Origin of the sequence: Lampropedia hyalina DSM 16112, from assembly GCF_900129055.1 — a bacterium.
Taxonomy (GTDB): Bacteria; Pseudomonadota; Gammaproteobacteria; order Burkholderiales; family Burkholderiaceae_C; genus Lampropedia; species Lampropedia hyalina.
Genome location: NZ_FQUZ01000004.1, coordinates 26,643 through 40,782, shown reverse-complemented (window position 1 = coordinate 40,782; position 14,140 = coordinate 26,643). Strand labels below are relative to the sequence as shown.

Annotated in this window: 13 protein-coding genes; 7 read left to right on the top strand and 6 right to left on the bottom strand. The window is 59.9% G+C overall.

What is annotated here, in order from left to right:
* Window positions 1-4: 4 nt before the first annotated feature.
* Genes pyrR through BUE21_RS02350 form a run of 3 tightly spaced genes read right to left on the bottom strand, consistent with a single transcriptional unit; the run spans window position 5 to window position 1,674 of the window.
* Window positions 5-535, bottom strand: coding sequence for a bifunctional pyr operon transcriptional regulator/uracil phosphoribosyltransferase PyrR (gene pyrR, locus BUE21_RS02360; RefSeq protein WP_073354293.1), 531 nt, complete (start codon window positions 533-535; stop codon window positions 5-7).
* Window positions 532-1,020 (bottom strand): Holliday junction resolvase RuvX, encoded by a 489-nt coding sequence (ruvX, locus tag BUE21_RS02355; protein WP_084522714.1) that lies wholly within the window; start codon window positions 1,018-1,020, stop codon window positions 532-534. Before ruvX ends, pyrR begins: the two co-directional genes overlap by 4 nt.
* A gap of 45 nt (window positions 1,021-1,065) precedes the next feature.
* On the bottom strand, window positions 1,066-1,674 hold the full coding sequence (locus tag BUE21_RS02350; RefSeq protein WP_073354289.1) for a YqgE/AlgH family protein: 609 nt from the start codon (window positions 1,672-1,674) through the stop codon (window positions 1,066-1,068).
* Between the two features lie 130 nt (window positions 1,675-1,804).
* On the opposite strand from BUE21_RS02350, the gene BUE21_RS02345 reads away from it, so the two are divergent.
* The 3 genes from BUE21_RS02345 (at window position 1,805) to argF (ending at window position 5,424) form a co-directional block, all read left to right on the top strand.
* Entirely contained in the window at window positions 1,805-2,995 is a 1,191-nt protein-coding gene (locus BUE21_RS02345; RefSeq protein ID WP_073354286.1) for a tetratricopeptide repeat protein, read from the top strand.
* A 176-nt stretch (window positions 2,996-3,171) separates the two neighbouring features.
* A complete protein-coding gene (locus BUE21_RS02340; RefSeq protein WP_073354283.1) occupies window positions 3,172-4,368 on the top strand; it encodes an aspartate aminotransferase family protein in 1,197 nt (398 codons plus the stop codon).
* A gap of 126 nt (window positions 4,369-4,494) precedes the next feature.
* Window positions 4,495-5,424 (top strand): ornithine carbamoyltransferase, encoded by a 930-nt coding sequence (gene argF, locus BUE21_RS02335; RefSeq protein WP_073354280.1) that lies wholly within the window; start codon window positions 4,495-4,497, stop codon window positions 5,422-5,424.
* Window positions 5,425-5,597: 173 nt separating this feature from the next.
* On the opposite strand, the gene BUE21_RS02330 is transcribed toward argF, so the two are convergent.
* Window positions 5,598-6,638, bottom strand: a complete 1,041-nt coding sequence (locus BUE21_RS02330; protein WP_073354277.1) for a porin — start codon at window positions 6,636-6,638, stop codon at window positions 5,598-5,600.
* A gap of 847 nt (window positions 6,639-7,485) precedes the next feature.
* Between BUE21_RS02330 and BUE21_RS02325 the strand changes: the two genes are divergently transcribed.
* Together BUE21_RS02325 and groL are read left to right on the top strand one after the other, a co-directional pair.
* A complete protein-coding gene (locus BUE21_RS02325; RefSeq protein ID WP_073354275.1) occupies window positions 7,486-7,776 on the top strand; it encodes a co-chaperone GroES in 291 nt (96 codons plus the stop codon).
* A gap of 156 nt (window positions 7,777-7,932) precedes the next feature.
* The gene (gene groL / locus BUE21_RS02320) at window positions 7,933-9,576 is read left to right on the top strand and encodes a chaperonin GroEL (protein ID WP_073354273.1); all 1,644 of its coding nucleotides are present in this window, start codon (window positions 7,933-7,935) and stop codon (window positions 9,574-9,576) included.
* Window positions 9,577-9,677: 101 nt separating this feature from the next.
* On the opposite strand, the gene BUE21_RS02315 is transcribed toward groL, so the two are convergent.
* The gene (locus BUE21_RS02315; protein ID WP_084522742.1) at window positions 9,678-10,544 is read right to left on the bottom strand and encodes an LOG family protein; all 867 of its coding nucleotides are present in this window, start codon (window positions 10,542-10,544) and stop codon (window positions 9,678-9,680) included.
* Between the two features lie 180 nt (window positions 10,545-10,724).
* Here BUE21_RS02315 and trpD point away from each other — a divergent pair, with 180 nt between their 5' ends.
* Together trpD and trpC are read left to right on the top strand one after the other, a co-directional pair.
* On the top strand, window positions 10,725-11,753 hold the full coding sequence (trpD, locus tag BUE21_RS02310) for an anthranilate phosphoribosyltransferase (RefSeq protein WP_073354266.1): 1,029 nt from the start codon (window positions 10,725-10,727) through the stop codon (window positions 11,751-11,753).
* Window positions 11,754-11,782: 29 nt separating this feature from the next.
* Entirely contained in the window at window positions 11,783-12,583 is an 801-nt protein-coding gene (trpC, locus tag BUE21_RS02305) for an indole-3-glycerol phosphate synthase TrpC (protein WP_073354263.1), read from the top strand.
* Between the two features lie 8 nt (window positions 12,584-12,591).
* Here trpC and BUE21_RS02300 read toward each other — a convergent pair whose 3' ends face one another.
* Window positions 12,592-14,124, bottom strand: a complete 1,533-nt coding sequence (locus BUE21_RS02300; RefSeq protein WP_143164381.1) for a porin family protein — start codon at window positions 14,122-14,124, stop codon at window positions 12,592-12,594.
* Window positions 14,125-14,140 lie beyond the last annotated feature (16 nt).

Here is a 14,140-nt window from a genome sequence, read left to right as displayed (position 1 = left end):
GCGTTCAAGCCTCTCGAATGTCAAAGTGAAAATGCCCGTCATCACTGCGCGCCAGCGACAGCGTGCGGCTGGCTGGCAGGGCCAGCCGGGCGGAGGCGAAATCGGCCTGAATCGGCAACTGCCGCCCGCCCCGGTCCACCAGCACCGCCAGACGCACCCGCGCCGGGCGACCATAGTCGAACAGTTCGTTGATGACCGCGCGAATGGTACGTCCGGTGTAGAGCACATCGTCCAGAATCAACACATCCGCGCCATTCACATCAAAGCCCAGCGCGGTCTGCACGCTGCTGGAGAGGCCGCGCTGGGAGAAGTCGTCGCGGTGCAGGGCCGAGGACAACACATTCACCGGCTGCGCGATGCCCAGATCGCGGTGCAGCCGTTCGGCCAGCCACACGCCACCCGATGTCACGCCCGCCAGTTGCGTCTGCTCCTGGCACAGCGGGCGAATGCCCGCCAGCAGGGCCTGGTACAGGCTCTCGGCATCCAGTGCCAGCAGGCCGGAAGGGGCTTCGGAAGAAAGGGAGGGATGGCTCATGGTTCAAGGCTCCTGAAAAACTGCTCCAGAATGATGCAGGCCGAGACCGCATCGGCATTGGCTTCGGTGGCACCGGCCGCATACGCGGCAGTGGTGCTGTAGCGTTCGTCCACGGCCAGCACCGGCAGGCCGAAACGCCCACGCAACTGGCGAATGAACTTGCGCGCGCGCAGGGTGTTCTCGTGCGCCGCGCCATCGGGGTGGAATGGTACGCCCACCACCAGTGCGTCGGGCTGCCATTCGGTCAGATAGCGTTGCACCTGCGCAAACCGCGCCTTGCCTTCTGCGGCAATCGTGCCCCTGGGGCTGGCACTGCGCAGCATGCGCGTACCCACGGCCACACCGGTGCGCTTGAGGCCATAGTCCAGTGCCATGAAAGTTTGCCAGTGCGGCTGCACCGGCGGATTGCCTTGCGCAGCGTCGGCGGCATCGACCGGTTCTGCGGGGGGACAAAGAGGTTCGGGTTCGGACTCGGAGGAAGACATGGCGACAGAGGAGCGAGACGAAAACGGGTGGCGGCAGAAAACCGTTCAGGCATGGCCGATGAACGGGGCAATGCTGCGAGGCTGCACCCCCAGCAGCTCGAATGCCTTGGCGTAGCGGCGTGGCGCAGGCAGGTGAAACAGCAGCGTCGGATCGGCCTTCACGGTCAGCCAGGCATTGGCGATCAACTCGGATTCCAGCTGCCCCTCATCCCACGATGCACAGCCCAGAGCCAGCAGCGCATGGCGCGGCCCCTCACCCTGGGACAGCGCCTCCATCACATCGCGCGAGGAAGTCATCACCAAACCGCCGGAAACATGCAGGCTGGACGCATACGCCAGCAGCTCGGCCGGGTCGGTCTCGGCCTGCACCGGCTCGGTATCGTGCAGCACAAAGCCCCGGTCGTGGTGCAAAGGCCCGCCCAACAGCACCGGCAACTGCGCCAGATCGGGGCGCGGCAGCGGCAATTCCAGCCGGTCGAACAGCCCCTGCACGGTCAGATCGGTGATCTTGTTCACGATCAGCCCCAACGCGCCCTTGTCGTTGTGCTCGCACACATAGACCAGACTGCCGCCAAACAGATCATCGTCCATGCTGGGCATGGCAATGAGAAAGTGATCGGTCAGATCGGTAGGAAAGAGAGGCGAATTGGGCATGGCTTGATTTTAGGGCCTGTTGCCGGCATCCGAATCCGGCACAGCCAGACTGTGGAAGAATCGACCACAACTTTCTGTCATCCCGTTCAGGCCATTTGCGCCGACACTCCAGATCACGCCTTAGCCAGCCATGCCCACTGCCACTTCCAACCCATCTCCCTATGGCGACCTGCTGCGCCAGGCCAACACCCTGCGCCGCACCGGGGCATTCGCCGAAGCCGCCCACACCTACCTGCAAGCCGCAGAAACCACCGACAGCCCCCAGGAGGCCCTGCTGTTCCACGCCATCAGCCTCAAGGATGCCGGGCAGGAAACCCCGGCCATTCAGGCCTACCAGCAGTTGCTGGCCCGCTGCCCCGACTACGCCGTTGGCTGGAGCCTGTTCGGCACCTGGCTGCGCAAAATCAATCGCCTGCCCGAGGCCATCGACGCGCTGCGCCACTCGCTGGCCTTGCGCAACGACATCGAGACGCGCAACGTGCTGGTCATGGCACTCTACAGCCAGGGCGAACTGGAGGCAGCCCGGCTCGAAGGTCTGCGCAACCTGTACGAGAAAGACCAGGAGGCCATGCAGCACTTTTCCTGCCACAGCCCCCGGCCCAGCCTCCAGTTGCCTGCCAAGGTGCAGGCGTTCGACCCACAGGCGCGCACCCGCAACGTCATTGCCTTCTCGCTGTGGGGCGAGCAGCCCGCCTACGTCCACGGGGCCATAGAGAACGCCCGGCTGGCCACCCACCTGTACTATGGCTGGAGCACCCGCATCTACCACGACGACAGCGTGCCAGCCGATGCCATCCAGGCCCTGCAACGCGCAGGCGCGCAAACGGTTCGCATCACCGATCCGGCACTGCAAGCCATCAAGCCCATGTGGCGATTCATGGCCGCCAACGACCCCGAGGTGGACTGGTTCCTCTGCCGCGATGCCGACTCGCGCCTCAATGCCCAGGAGCTGCTGGCCGTGCAGGCCTGGCTGCACTCCGGCCAGCCCTTTCACATCATGCGCGACCACATCTACCACATGGAGCTGATTCTGGCGGGCATGTGGGGTGGCGCGGCTGGCATCCTGCCCGACATTCGCCAGCAACTGCTGCATATGCCGCACTATTTCAACAACGCCTTTGCCGATCAGGCCTACCTGAAAAACGAAATCTGGCCACTCATCCGCGACCACAGCCTCACCCACGACAGCGAATACCACTTCTACCGAGGGCGTGACTTCCCCGATGCCTACCGCCTGCCCCGCCCCATCCATGTGGGAGGCAGCATCAAACAGATGCGCCACTGGCGGGAAGACACTACCGATAGCCTGCCCAGAACCTAGGGCGTGTCATCATGTAGATTCGCCCTAGTGAACGCAAAACGCCCCCATAAACACAACACCGTCACACAGGCGGCATAGAATGCACGATTCACTTCGTGTCAGCCTGGCCTGGCGGGGGTTGTCTGCATGGGCACAACCCCTGGGGTCGGGTTTCATTTTTGTCAGGAGTTCACACCATGAGCAGCCCCACCGAGCCGACCTCTCCCCACGTCATGAACACCTATGGGCGCGTCAATATCGCGCTTTCGCACGGACAGGGCGTGCGTGTGTGGGACACCAACGGGCGAGAATACCTCGACGGACTGGGCGGCATTGCCGTGAACACCCTGGGTCACAACCACCCCCAACTGGTTCCCGCCTTGCAGGAGCAGATCAGCCAGATCATCCACAGCTCCAACTACTACCATGTGCCTGGGCAGGAAATCCTCGCCAGCAAACTGGTGGAACTCTCCGGCCTGGAAAACGCCTTCTTCTGCAACTCCGGGCTGGAGGCCAACGAAGCCTGCCTGAAACTGGCGCGCAAACTCGGCAACGACCGTGGCTACAAGAACCCCAAGGTCGTGGTGTGCGAACACGCATTCCATGGCCGGTCTCTCGCCACCCTCTCGGCCACGGCCAACCCCAAGATTCACCAAGGCTTCTACCCGCTGGTGGAAGGCTTCATCCGCGTACCCCTGAACGACATCGAGGGCCTGAAACAAGCCACCGCCAACGACCCGGAAGTCGTGGCCGTGTTCTTTGAGGTCATCCAGGGCGAAGGCGGCATCCACCCGGCACGCATCGAATACCTGCAAGCCGTGCGCCAGCTCTGCAACGAGCGCGACTGGCTGATGATGGTCGATGAAGTGCAGTGCGGCATGGGGCGCACCGGCAAATGGTTCGCCCACCAGTGGGCAGGCATCCAGCCCGATGTCATGGCACTGGCCAAGGGACTGGGTTCCGGCGTGCCCATCGGTGCCGTCGTGGCCGGCCCCAAGGCCGCCCACCTCTTCCAGCCCGGCAATCACGGAACCACCTTCGGCGGCAACCCGCTGGCCATGCGCGCAGGCATCGAAACCATCCGCATCATGGAGCAAGACCACCTGCTGGACAACGCCCAGCGCGTGGGCGAACACCTGCAACAGGCACTGCGCAACACCCTGGGACAATTGCCCGGCTTCGTCGAAGTGCGCGGCACCGGCCTGATGATTGGCGTGGAACTGGATCGCCCCTGCGGCGCACTGATCCAGCAGGCTGCCGATGCAGGCCTGCTCATCAGCGTCACTGCCGAGCGTGTCATCCGCATCATTCCTCCTCTCATCATCACCGAGGCCGAAGCCGATGAACTCGCTCAACGACTGGAACCAGTGGTGCGGCAATTCTTGACCTCCTGATATTCCCCTATGCCGGTTGGCAGGCATGAACCTTGCGACGCGGTATAACGAAAAACCTCGCAAGGGCATCCCGCAACCGGCCTTCCGGTGGGGAAAGCTCCTCCACCCCAGCCACAAGGAAATGGCATGAGCAAACCCAGACACTATCTGCAATTCAACGACTTCAGTGCGCCCGAGTACGCCTACCTGCTCCACCGTGCCGCACAACTCAAGGGCAAGTTCAAGTCCTACGAAAAGCACCAGAGCCTGACCGACCACACCCTGGCCCTGATCTTCGAGAAAGCCAGCACCCGCACCCGCGTCAGCTTTGAAGCCGGCATGTACCAACTGGGTGGCTATGTCGTCCACCTGACCACCGCCGACAGCCAGTTGGGCCGCTCGGAACCCATCGAGGACAGTGCCCGCGTCATCAGCCGCATGGTCGATATCGTGATGATCCGCACATTCGAGCAAGCCAAGATCGAGAAATTCGCCGAATACTCGCGCGTGCCCGTCATCAACGGCCTGACCAACGAATTTCACCCCTGCCAGATTCTGGCCGACATCTTCACCTTCATCGAAAACCGAGGCTCCATTCAGGGCAAGACCGTGGCCTGGGTGGGCGATGGCAACAACATGGCCAACACCTGGCTGCAAGCGGCCCAGTTGCTGGACTTCAAGCTGCACATCAGCGCACCCAGCGGCTATGAGCTGGACGAAAAACTGGCCCTGGGAGCCAAGGCCGACCCCGAACACTTCCAGACCTTCGAGAACCCGCTGGAAGCCTGTCGTGATGCCCACCTGGTCACCACCGACGTATGGACCAGCATGGGCTACGAAGAAGAAAACGCCCAGCGCAGAAAAGCCTTTGCCAACTGGAAAGTGGATGCCGCCATGATGGCCGTGGCACAGCCCGATGCCCTCTTCATGCACTGCCTGCCCGCCCACCGGGGCGAAGAAGTGGATACCGAAGTCATCGACGGGCCACAATCGGTGGTCTGGGATGAAGCCGAAAACCGGATGCACGTTCAGAAGGCCCTGCTGGAATTTCTGCTGATTGGCGAACAGACCGCTTGAAAAGCATCCCCCTTTCAAGCAGACACCACCACATCCGAAGGCCGCAACATTGCGGCCTTTTCATTGGGAACCTGCTGGCCGCGATAGCCAAAGCAGGCACAAAAAAAGCCACCCGATTCAGGTGGCTCTTAAACGATGAAACCACTGCGCCTCATACAAGGCGCAGGCAGTCATCAGAAGTTGTGGCGCAGACCGATACCGAAGTTGTTTTCGTCGGTGAAGTGTTGGCCGAACTTAGGACCGTCTTCGTCAGCACGATAGTACACGCCGTACACGAATGTGCGCTTGGACAGAGCGTACTTGGCTTCAACCACGACATCAACGCCATCTTGGTTCAGGTTGCTCCAGCCAGTGGAAGTCAGATGATCGCGGGTTTCTGCGTAAACAGCGTCCACAGCCAAGCTGAAGTTGCCCAGGGGCACGGCTACGCCAACACTGTAACCTTCCAGACGGTCGGTATCGTTGTAGTTGTAGGAAGCGGCCAGCTTGGCTACGCCGAAGTCATACGAACCACCGATAGAAGCGTTTTCGTTGCGGCCTTTTTTGCTCCAAGTAGTAGTAGTAGGACCATCAAAGAACTCGGCGTAGTTGTAGGTCACAGCAGCAGCCACGGGGCCGTTCTGATAGATCAAAGCCAGATCGTATTTACCCTTGCTGTCACGGTCTGTCTTGTACTGGTCTTCAAAGATGTAACCAGCGTGCAGCTTGAAGCCAGCAACGCTTGGGCTGATGTACTGAATCAGAGCGTTGTCACGCGAGCTGCCACCGTTGCCGTAGCCGAACACCAGACCGTTGGCCGAGTAGTTGGCAGCACCGGTCAGTTCCCAAGAAGCGATACCGAAGTAGGAAGGTGTATTTTGACGACCAGCGCGCAGAGCACCGAAACCACCAGACAGACCAACCCAGGCTTGACGTTGGAAGCCGCTGGAAGCACCGTCAGCCAGGCTGACAGCTTGTTCGAACTGGAAGGAAGCCTTCAGGCCGTTGCCCAGATCTTCCACGCCACGGAAACCAATGCGGCTGTTGCCGTTGTTCAGGTTGCTGTTGGCCAGCGCGCCTGTGGTGGTGTCATAGGGATTGGCGATAGTACCATTACCCTTGTCACCGATTTGGCCAACACCAACGTCAGCCACGCCGTACAGGGTTACAGAAGATTGAGCCATTGCTGCACCAGTAGCAGCAACAGCGGCCAATGCGATCAAGGATTTTTTCATTGCGGATACTCCAAGGTTAAACATAGGGCTCCGGTAAGGGGGGTCTTGGGTTTTTGCATCGCTTGCGATTAGTCCCGCCGGTTCCCCGAGCCAACCTCCTGATGGGGAAGTTACCCGTATTGCAACAGACGACCTGCCAGATGGCAAAGGGTATTTGCGTGTACGCACTGTTTCCGTGCCAGTCTGTTGTGATGCAGCAACAAAACATGACAAAAATCTCTGCAAGCTCCCTTTTTCCAGTCTGCGCATGGTGAACCCACCCACTGGCACTGGATCAGCGCAGTTCTGTTGATAGACCTCGCTGCTCAGGAAAACCTGAAGAACGCCACATAAACTAAATTATTTTTCTTTATTATCAGTTATTTACGAATAAATCTTTCATTTCCCACACGGATACAGCCTCCACAGACCGCATCACACCGCCACACATGGAAGACCATGTACCGGTGCGCTCCTAGCACAGCCGCATACACCAAGTATCCGTTGGCGCACGGCAATCGGTGCGTCTGCCACTTGGCTTAGGCGTGCCTGTTTTCGGTGCATTACATCGCTGTGCAATGTTCGCTGCCCCAGCAGCAGGCATACACGCAACCAGCACGGCATGACACCCCCTCCACGGGAACAACACCGGGCATCCTGCGGACGAAACCATCATTTTTTGAATACCTGCCCTTGAAATGCCATTTTTTGTCCTTAGAATTAGCACTCAGTGCAGGGGAGTGCTAACAAACCCGAATCTTTCCTGCCTCTTTCATGCACGGTGTGCAAACTGAGCCATCCAGGAATGGCAAGCGGGCATCCGTGCGGTTGTTACTTTGACTGAATCTTGAATCCATAGGAGTTGAACATGGCATTGCGTCCTTTGCATGACCGCGTAATCGTCAAGCGTCTGGAAAACGAAACCACCACGGCCTCCGGCATCGTGATTCCCGACAACGCCACAGAAAAACCCGATCAGGGCGAAATCCTGGCGGTCGGCCCCGGCAAGAAGAATGACAAGGGCGAAGTCGTGGCTCTGGGCGTACAGGTCGGCGACCGCGTTCTGTTCGGCAAGTACAGCGGCCAGGCTGTGAAGATCGACGGCCAGGAACTGCTGGTTCTGAAGGAAGACGATCTGTTCGCCGTGGTGGAAAAATAAGGAAACAAGGCATTGGCCCCGCTGGGTCATGCGTTTTTTCCGGTGCTGGTGTACTGAAACCAGTATCCCCATTTTAGGCGGCCAGTCTGTAGCCGATCCCAAAGCATGGGCAGACACCGCCGCCGATTCGTGTAATTTTTATTGGAGCTATTCAAAATGGCAGCAAAAGACGTAGTTTTTGGTACCGATGCCCGCACCCGCATCGTGGAAGGCGTGAACATTCTGGCCAACGCAGTGAAAGTGACCCTGGGCCCCAAAGGCCGCAACGTGGTGCTGGAGCGTTCCTTCGGTGCCCCTACCGTAACCAAGGACGGTGTGTCCGTGGCCAAGGAAATCGAACTCAAGGACAAGCTGCAAAACATCGGCGCACAACTGGTCAAGGAAGTCGCTTCCAAGACCAACGACATCGCCGGTGACGGCACCACCACCGCCACCGTGCTGGCACAGTCCATCGTGCGCGAAGGCCTGAAGTACGTGGCCGCTGGCCACAGCCCCATCGAAGTCAAGCGCGGCATCGACAAGGCCGTGATCGCTCTGGTGGAAGAGTTGAAGAAGCAGTCCAAGGACATCACCACCACCAAAGAAATCGCCCAGGTCGGTTCCATCTCTGCCAACAGCGACACCGATGTCGGTCAGATCATCGCCGAAGCCATGGACAAAGTGGGCAAGGAAGGCGTGATTACCGTGGAAGAAGGCAAGAGCCTGCAAAACGAACTGGACGTGGTCGAAGGCATGCAGTTCGACCGTGGCTACCTGTCGCCCTACTTCATCAACAACCCCGAGAAGCAGGTTGCCGTGCTGGACAACCCCTTCGTGCTGCTGTTCGACAAGAAGATCAGCAACATCCGCGACCTGCTGCCCACGCTGGAAGCCGTGGCCAAGGCCAGCCGTCCGCTGCTCATCATTGCCGAAGACGTGGAAGGCGAAGCCCTGGCCACTCTGGTGGTGAACACCATCCGTGGCATCCTGAAAGTGGTGGCCGTCAAGGCTCCTGGCTTCGGTGATCGCCGCAAGGCCATCCTGGAAGACATCGCCATCCTGACCGGCGGCAAGGTGATCGCCGAGGAAGTCGGCCTGTCGCTGGAAAAAGTGACCCTGGCCGATCTGGGCCAGGCCAAGCGCATCGAAGTGGGCAAGGAAAACACCACCATCATCGACGGCGAAGGCCAGGCTGCCGACATCGAAGCACGCGTCAAGCAAATCCGCATCCAGATTGAGGAAGCCACCTCTGACTACGACCGCGAGAAGCTGCAAGAGCGCGTGGCCAAGCTGGCCGGCGGCGTGGCCGTCATCAAGGTCGGTGCTGCCACCGAAGTGGAAATGAAAGAGAAGAAGGCGCGCGTGGAAGACGCACTGCACGCCACCCGCGCTGCCGTGGAAGAAGGCATCGTGGCCGGTGGTGGCGTGGCTCTGCTGCGTGCCAAGGCTGCCGTAGGCAACTCGCTCAAGGGTGACAACGCCGAACAGGACGCTGGTATCAAGCTGATCCTGAAGGCCATCGAAGCCCCACTGCGCGAAATCGTGGCCAACGCCGGTGGCGAGCCATCCGTGGTGGTGAACAAGGTGCTGGAAGGCGAAGGCAACTTCGGCTTCAACGCTGCCAACGACAGCTACGGCGACCTGATCGAGCTGGGCATTCTGGATCCCACCAAGGTGACCCGCACTGCACTGCAAAATGCCGCTTCCGTGGCATCCCTGCTGCTGACTACCGAAGCCGTGATCGCCGAAGCCCCCAAGGATGACGCAGCCGCAGCTCCCGCAGCCCCCGACATGGGTGGCATGGGCGGCATGGGCTTCTAATCCAGGCCTGCTGCATGAGCTTGACCATGCCGACACATTGTGTTGGCATGGCAGGCCCACCATTCAAAAAGCCCCTTTCGAGGGGCTTTTTTGCATTTTCTTTATGACGCAGCGTAAAAGCCCCGAATCGCCTCCCACGCCTGCTGGGGGTCATCGCAATACTGGAAGAGCTGCACATCGTCGGGGGAGATAGCCCCGATTTCCAGCAGGGCATCGACATTGAGCAGTTTCTTCCAGTAATCACTGCCGAAGAGGATGATGGGCACGCGCTGGGCCTTGCGGGTCTGCACCAGCGTGAGCACCTCGAACAGCTCATCGAGTGTCCCGAAGCCCCCCGGAAACACCACCAATGCCTTGGCGCGGATCAGGAAGTGCATCTTGCGCAAGGCAAAGTAATGAAACTTGAAGCTCAGGCCGGGCGTGATGTAACGGTTGCCACCTTGCTCGTGCGGCAGGGTGATATTCAGGCCAATGTTGAGCGCGCCCGCTTCATGCGCCCCCCGGTTGGCCGCCTCCATGATGCCCGGCCCGCCGCCGGTGCAGATGATGTAGCGTCGCTCGATCGGCTCGTGTTCGCAGGCTCTGGAAACAATGTAGCCAAAGCGGCGGGCATTTTCATAATGCACGGCATTGCGCACCGCGCGTTCGGCCAGCGCAATCGCCGTGCTGTCCTGGCTGGCCCGCGCCCGCTCCAGACGGTGCACGGCCGTGTCGGCATCCACAAAACGGGCACTGCCATAAACCACCACCGTGCTGGTGATGCCCATTTGCTTGAGTTCCAACTCTGGTTTGAGCAGTTCCAGTTGAAAGCGAATGCCCCGGGTTTCCTGCCGCAGCAGGAATTCTGGATCATCGAAGGCCAGCCGGTACGACTCGCTTTTCAGGGCTTCGGGATTGAGTTCACTGCGCGGAATCTCTTGGGCAGTGTGGGTCAGTGTCTGGGTGATTTCGGGAGGAGGAGACTTCATGAGCAAGGGCATAAACAGGGGATGGATCATCGATACAGAGTGGCTGTGCCAGCGGCATCCACTATAACGGCAGGCACAGGAGCAAGGGGCTTGCCGCAGCAGGGCGTGCAGCGGGGGCACAATAACGCCTTTGCGATCGGCGCGTGGCCGAGCGCGTTTGCATCCGGGAGATTCCATTCCATGTCCATCACCCCCCAACAGGCCCTACAGCGCACCATCGAGCACCGCGAAATCTTTCACGATGAAATGCTGCACCTGATGCGCCTCATCATGAACGGCGAAATCAGCCCACTGATGACCGCCGCCATCATCACCGGTCTGCGCGTGAAAAAAGAAAGCATCGGCGAAATCACCGCAGCGGCCACCGTCATGCGCGAACTGGCCAACAAGGTGGAAGTGGCCGATGCCACCCACATGGTCGATATCGTCGGCACGGGCGGCGACGGAGCCAACACCTTCAACATCTCCACCTGCGCCACCTTTGTGATTGCCGCCGCCGGGGCCAAGGTCAGCAAGCACGGCGGGCGCAGCGTCTCCAGCAAAAGCGGCAGTGCCGATGTCATGGAAGCCCTGGGCGTGAACATCCACCTGCAACCAGAGCAGATCGCCCGCAGCATTGCCGAGACCGGCATCGGCTTCATGTTCGCGCCCAACCACCACCCGGCCATGAAAAACGTCGCCCCCATTCGCAAGGAAATGGGCGTGCGCACACTGTTCAACATCCTGGGGCCGCTGACCAACCCGGCCAGCGCACCCCATATCCTGATGGGCGTATTCCACGAAGACCTGGTGGGCATTCAGGTGCGTGCCCTGCAACGCCTGGGGGCCGAGCACGCACTGGTGGTCTATGGCCGCGACGGCCTGGACGAAATCAGCCTGGGTGCGGCCACGCTGGTGGGCGAACTCAAGGACGGGCAGGTGCGCGAATACGAAATCCACCCCGAAGACTTTGGCCTGACCATGCACAGCACCCGCAGCCTGCGCGTGGACACCCCGGAACAATCGCGCCAGATGCTGCTGGATGTGCTGGACGGCCAACCCGGCACGGCCAGCGACATCGTGGCACTCAACGCTGGAGCCGCACTCTATGCCGCCAACGTAGTACCCAGCATCAGCGAGGGCCTGAGCCTGGCACAGCAAACCCTGGCCAGCGGCGCGGCCAAGGCCAAGCTGCACGAACTGGTGCAGTGGAGCCAATCCCAGCACTGAACCGCCCTTCCCTCCATTCAGGAACCACCATGTCTGACATCCTCAACCAAATCGTCGCCGTCAAGCACGCAGAAATCGCTGCCGCCCAGAAGAAAAAACCGCTGGAAGTGGTGCGTGCCGACGCCGAAAGCCGCATCCTCACACGCGACTTCGTCGGCGCACTGCGCCGCAAGATCGACCACGGGCAGGCTGCCGTCATTGCCGAAGTCAAGAAGGCCAGCCCCAGCAAGGGCCTGCTGCGCGAAGACTTCATTCCCGCCGACATTGCCCAGAGCTACGCCTGGGGTGACGGCAAAACCAGCGCGGCCTGCCTCTCGGTACTGACGGATGAACAGTTCTTTCAGGGCAGTGTGGATTATTTGAAGCAGGCCCGTGCCAGCGTCGATCTGCCCGTGCTGCGCAAGGACTTCATGGTCGATCCGTACCAGATTTATGAATCCCGCGCCATCGGCGCAGACTGCATCCTGCTGATTGCCGCCTGCCTGGACGATGCGCAGATGGCCGACCTGGAAGCCATCGCCCAGGGGCTGGACATGGCCGTGCTGGTGGAAGTGCACGACCGCGCCGAACTGCACCGCGCCCTGAAACTCAAGACCCCGCTGCTGGGCATCAACAACCGCAACCTGCGCACCTTTGAAGTCAGCCTGAACACCACACTGGAACTGCTGGACGAAGTACCCGCCGACCGCCTGCTGGTGACGGAATCGGGCATTGCCACCCGCGAGGATGTGCAAACCCTGCGCAATGCCCATGTCCACGCCTTCCTGGTGGGCGAGACCTTCATGCGAGCACCAGAGCCGGGCGAAGCCCTGGCGGATTTGTTTGGCTGAAAAGAGATTTAAAAGTCCTTGCGTACACCCAGCGTCAAACGATTTTTTTGATGGCTGTAGGCGTGTGGAATGCTGCTGCGATTATCTCGGTACTCGTAGCTGGCAGTCGGCGTGAATCCCTGCCACTGATAGCCGGGCAGTGCAAGATTCAAATAGATACTGCCTTCATGATCTCTCTGGCGGCGGCCGAATACGGCATTGTCCGCCTCCGCCTGCTTCTGGCGATACCCATAGGCGGCATTCACTGTCACCTGATTGCCAAAAGCCTTGTAGATGCCCAGCCGTGCCACTTTCTCGCGGTAGGCGAATATCGGCAGTCGTGCATCGCTTTCACGCCAACTCAGGCTGCCATAGGCCGCCAGATCGGGCTTGAACGCGTAGGTGCCGAACAGCGAAAAACTCTGTAAATGGCCTTGCAGGTTTTCTGAAAACTGTGGCGAAAAATGCCTTGCCTTGAATTCATAGCTCGCCTCCACCTGCGCGCGCTCATTCAATTGCCGTGTGAAACTCGCACGCACGCCAAAGGCATGGTAAATCTTGCGGCCTCCCTCACGGTCGTACTCAAACAGTGGCAGCACCTGCCACTGCTGGCGTGCCGACGCATACTGGTAACCAAGGTAATTCGTTGAAACCAGATTGTCGAAATCGCTTTCATGCCGGTAATGATTGCCGTAGTTGATACTGCGCAGCATCAGGCCATGATTGCCCGCCAGTGGCCAGAGCTTGTTGAGAGTCGCCTCGACATACACGCCGGAAGCGGCGCGTTTTTGTCCCGGCGTATTGGGCAGACAGACGCCGAGGAACACCAGGGCACATGGATCAACAACCGTCGATGCGCCATTGACATTGTCCTCGCGCACCGCAGAGACCGACAGCGAAAACCTCGGCTGCCGACGCTGTTTCAGTGCCTTGAGATACTCATCAATATGCTGGATGACGCTGGGTGGTAGCGGCTGGCTGTGCAGCCGGTCGAACACCTCCTGTGCATCACGCAAACGATGGTCGGCATACAGCACACGAGCCATATCCAGCTCTCCCCGCACGAATTGCGGATTGGCTTGCAACACAGCCTGATAACCTGCAATCGCACCCTCATAGTCGCCACCGGCTGCCATACGGCTGGACATCACGAACATTTCGAGAGATGGATCATGCTGCGGTACCTGCACATACTGGCGCAACAAACGGTCTGCACCGAACCAATCGCGCTGGTTCACGGCATTCAGAATAGCCAGCGTCAGTTGCTGGATACGCTGATGCGGTGTTTGCAACAGAGCTGCCAGTGCGGGATCGTAAAGAGAGGTTTGCGCGTCTTCTCCCAGTGGTTCAGGGGCGACCTGCTGGCGTGATCTTTGCTCGACACCCTGCCAGAGCCGGTCGGCTGTATCTTGCTGCGCCCAGACGGGCCAGCTTGCAGCCAGAAGCCATACCGCCAATTGCCAGCACTTGCCGGAATATTGAAAAACAAATTTCATGAAAAGCGTGCCAGTCCATAAAACAGAACCTGCCCGAAAGCAGGTTCTGGGAGCATCATGGGTCAATCTCTTGTTTCAGATA

Coding starts and splice junctions, on each gene's coding strand:
- BUE21_RS02330 (WP_073354277.1), bottom strand. CDS start 6,638: ATGAAAAAATCCTTGATCGCATTGGCCGCTGTTGCTGCTACTGGTGCA.
- BUE21_RS02345 (WP_073354286.1), top strand. CDS start 1,805: ATGCCCACTGCCACTTCCAACCCATCTCCCTATGGCGACCTGCTGCGC.
- BUE21_RS02350 (WP_073354289.1), bottom strand. CDS start 1,674: ATGCCCAATTCGCCTCTCTTTCCTACCGATCTGACCGATCACTTTCTC.
- pyrR (WP_073354293.1), bottom strand. CDS start 535: ATGAGCCATCCCTCCCTTTCTTCCGAAGCCCCTTCCGGCCTGCTGGCA.
- BUE21_RS02325 (WP_073354275.1), top strand. CDS start 7,486: ATGGCATTGCGTCCTTTGCATGACCGCGTAATCGTCAAGCGTCTGGAA.
- trpD (WP_073354266.1), top strand. CDS start 10,725: ATGTCCATCACCCCCCAACAGGCCCTACAGCGCACCATCGAGCACCGC.
- groL (WP_073354273.1), top strand. CDS start 7,933: ATGGCAGCAAAAGACGTAGTTTTTGGTACCGATGCCCGCACCCGCATC.
- ruvX (WP_084522714.1), bottom strand. CDS start 1,020: ATGTCTTCCTCCGAGTCCGAACCCGAACCTCTTTGTCCCCCCGCAGAA.
- BUE21_RS02340 (WP_073354283.1), top strand. CDS start 3,172: ATGAGCAGCCCCACCGAGCCGACCTCTCCCCACGTCATGAACACCTAT.
- BUE21_RS02315 (WP_084522742.1), bottom strand. CDS start 10,544: ATGAAGTCTCCTCCTCCCGAAATCACCCAGACACTGACCCACACTGCC.
- trpC (WP_073354263.1), top strand. CDS start 11,783: ATGTCTGACATCCTCAACCAAATCGTCGCCGTCAAGCACGCAGAAATC.
- argF (WP_073354280.1), top strand. CDS start 4,495: ATGAGCAAACCCAGACACTATCTGCAATTCAACGACTTCAGTGCGCCC.